Origin of the sequence: uncultured Abyssibacter sp. (assembly GCF_964000955.1) — a bacterium.
GTDB lineage: Bacteria > Pseudomonadota > Gammaproteobacteria > Nevskiales > OUC007 > Abyssibacter.
This window is the reverse complement of record NZ_CAXFCL010000346.1, coordinates 1-3,351: the sequence shown is the minus strand read 5'-3', so window position 1 is coordinate 3,351 and position 3,351 is coordinate 1. Positions and strand designations below refer to the sequence as shown.

Genomic DNA, 3,351 nt, shown 5'->3' with positions numbered 1-3,351 from the left:
CCAAATCTCAGCTCGCCATACAATTCGGCGAGCGGTTCATTTTGACCGAGTAATCCACCACCGGCTCACACACAGAATTCAGGACACTCCCCGGCTGCGTCGCGGAGGTGTTCACGCAGTTCGTCGAACCCGGTGCACCGGGCTGGTTGGTCGGAAAGTCGTTGTAGGCGATCTGGCGCGACAATCCCGTGGTTTCGTCCCAGGTGTAGCGGACGCCGGCCGTGGCCCGAAACTGCTCGCTCAGATCGTAGGTCGCCTGCGCGTAGACCGCCCGGTTCTCATACTCGACCTCGCCCAGCTGCAACTGCACGTTGCCGATCGGACCCGGATCGAACTGTCCCTGTGACGCGATGATCGCCAGCTGGCGCAGCACGTCCTGACACTGGAAGCTCGCCGAATCCCGTCCCGGCGACGTCGCGCAGTAAAGCTGATTGAGCGACTGCGATCCGGAAATCCCGTCGGGTTCGCTGCTTTCGTAGTAGAGGCCCGCCTGCCAGGTCAGGAAATCGGTCTGCCCCTGGAACTGCAGTTCCTCGACGAAGCTGGTCTGGCTGTTGCTGGGCACACCCGGGTACTGATCCGCGTTGGTGAACACGAAGGGCAGCCCACCGATGCCCGGCACCTGATCCGGAATCCGGAAGTCGGTCCCGAACACGGCCGTGCGCATGGTCTGTTCCATGTCCGCGTAGGACAGGATGTTCTTGATGGTGAGGCTGTCGGATAAATCCCAGCGCGTGGTGTTGATCGCCTGCCACTGCTCCAGCGTGGCCTCCGGGTTCGGCAACGGATTCTGCACGTCATAGAAGCTGGTGCCGTACTCGGCCTGCTGGCTCATGCAGAACGACGAGAACCCGACATTGGGATCGGGATTGCACGCGAACATGCCGGAGATCGTGCCGTTGTTCTCCGAGTTCGTATACGAGAACACCGTGTAGTTCTCCACCCGGTCGGTCAGATCCAGCACCAGGCTGCCACGACCGGCGATGTAGTCGACGTTGCTGAGATCATCCGGCCCGACTCCCGAGGTATTGCGGATATGGCCGTCTCGCTGATGGACATCGACCCCGAAACGCACGCGCGCCCGGTCGCTGATCGGCGTGTTGAACACGCCCTGCAGACGCTGCATGTCGAAGTCGCCCGCTGAAACCTCCAGATAGCCCTCGACCTCGTCGGTGGGCTTCTTCGGCACGACCAGAATCGCGCCACCAGTCGTGTTGCGGCCGAACAGCGTGCCCTGCGGCCCCTTCAGCACCTGGACGTTCTCCAGGTCGAACAGCAGACCGGGACCCGCGCCGTCACCGGAGGTGAGCGAACCGCCACCGCGAGGCGCGACGACATCGGCGAAGTAGAAGCCGACGGAGGCCGTGGTGCGAAGCTCCTGGGTAAACCCGCGGATCGAGAACGACGCCTGATCCGGGCCAAACCGGGTGTTGGTGTTGAGCGACGGCGCGTAGGTGCTGAGGTCGGCGCTGTTGGAGATGTTGTTGTTCCGCATCTTCTCCTGGTCGATCACCGTGATCGCGATCGGCACCTCCTGAAGCGTTTCCTCCTTGCGCCGTGCGGTCACGACGACTTCCTCGATCTGCCGGCCGTCGTCGGCCTCGGCGTCCGAGCCTGCGGTGTCGGCGGATTCCGTCGATTGCGCATTCACCAGGCCGCTGCCCCCCAGGGCCAGGGCCAGAAACGCTGCAACTCTCCCGATCGGGGTTGCTTGACGCATGTCGTGTCTCCTCGAAGCTTTATTCGATTTTTGTGAATATTCTGTAAAAGATGGCGGCAAGTGCTTGTTGCCGGCCACGGCGATGCCGCCGAACTCGGAGCCACTGGCCACGGTTTCTTGAAAGTTGTCGGATATGAGGCGTCCGACGCTCACCTTGAACGGATCTGGCATGTTGCCCGGTCTCCTTAGCACCAGCGCCATCCGTTGCGCGAGCTCGCCCGAACGGGGCGAGAGTCTGGCCGGCTCGTCGTCCGGCTCTATGACATCGACGTTACGAGGGGAGTACAAACCGCGTCAAACGGTTGTTTTGACCAGCGGTGCAATGACGATACGCTGGGGTGGCAGTTTCAGTCCGCTACCGGAGATGAGGGCTCAGGTTCCCTGAAAAACAGCCGGATCGAAAGAATCTCGACAGGAAACACCATGCAACAATTTCAAGTTATTGCTGGCGAAACAACCGGATTGTCCGGTTAAGCACTGGATTATCCGCCGATGTCAGCGATCACCGGATCAATGCGCGTAATAGGCCGACTTTTCAGCTCGCCTGCGCACCCAAACGGAACAGAACAAGGTCAGGAGAGAGCGGACTATCAACGTCAAAACAGATATTTGCGTCACAGGTGCGACACGAATTCGGCGAAGCCTCGGTGAAGGTCTGGCGGCCAGAAAATCAAAATTTTCTCGCGCAGCCAGACCCGGCCACTTATAGGAGATTCGCGAGGCGACTCCGAATCAGCTCGTCGGCTTCGGCCATGATCCGGTCGATCAACGCCTGGCAACTCGGGATGTCGTTGATCAGCCCGGCCACCATGCCGCAGGACCAGGGGCCGCTGTCCGCCTTGCCCTCCAGCATCACCCGGGGATACACACCGACGACCTCGGCGGCGATGTCCGCGAACTGGAGGTCGCGGCCCTTCTCCAGTTCGATCTCCAGCACGCGGTCCACGGACGGATTTCTCAGCACCCGTTCGGTATTGCGGATCGGCCGCATGATCAGCCGCGTATCACGTTCGGATGCCGCAACGATGGCCTGCTTGACCTGCTCGTGCACTGGCGCTTCCTGTGTTGCCAGGAAACGCGTCCCCATGTTCATGCCGTCGGCGCCCAGCGCCAGCGCGGCGACCAGCGAGCGACCGTCAGCCATGCCGCCGGAGGCAACGAACGGAATCTCCAGCTCGTCGGCGGCCCGTGGCAGCAGAATCATGTTGGGGATGTCATCCTCGCCGGGGTGTCCGCCGCATTCGAACCCGTCCACGGACACCGCATCGCAGCCGATGGCCTGCGCCTTGAGCGCGTGACGCACGGCCGTGCACTTGTGGATGACCTTCACACCGGCATCCTTCAGGGCCGGCAGATACTCCGCCGGGTTGTTGCCGGCGGTTTCCACGACCTTGACCCCGGCCTCGATGATCACCTGCACCAGCCCCGGGTAGTCCGGCGCATCAACAACCGGCAGGAAGGTCAGGTTCACACCGAAGGGCTTGTCGGTCATCGACTTGCAGCGATCGATTTCCGCGGCGAGCTTGTCCGGCGTCTTCTGGGTCAGGCCGGTGATGATGCCCAGGCCGCCGGCATTCGACACCGCCGCCGCCAGTTCGGCGTAGCCGACGAAGTGCATGCCGCCCTGGATG

General features: G+C 62.2%; 2 protein-coding genes. Both read right to left on the bottom strand.

All coding sequences use genetic code 11. From position 1 onward, the window contains the following. Positions 1-7 precede the first annotated feature (7 nt). Positions 8-1,720 carry a TonB-dependent receptor plug domain-containing protein gene (locus tag ABNS06_RS16990; protein WP_348675798.1) on the bottom strand — a complete coding sequence of 571 codons (1,713 nt, stop codon included), beginning with the start codon at positions 1,718-1,720 and terminating at the stop codon, positions 8-10. Between the two features lie 703 nt (positions 1,721-2,423). Beyond that, entirely contained in the window at positions 2,424-3,350 is a 927-nt protein-coding gene (locus ABNS06_RS16985) for a nitronate monooxygenase (protein WP_348675797.1), read from the bottom strand. Position 3,351 lies beyond the last annotated feature (1 nt).

Excerpts from the sequence above, each read along its gene's own strand:
- ABNS06_RS16990 (WP_348675798.1), bottom strand. The coding sequence starts at position 1,720 with ATGCGTCAAGCAACCCCGATCGGGAGAGTTGCAGCGTTTCTGGCCCTG.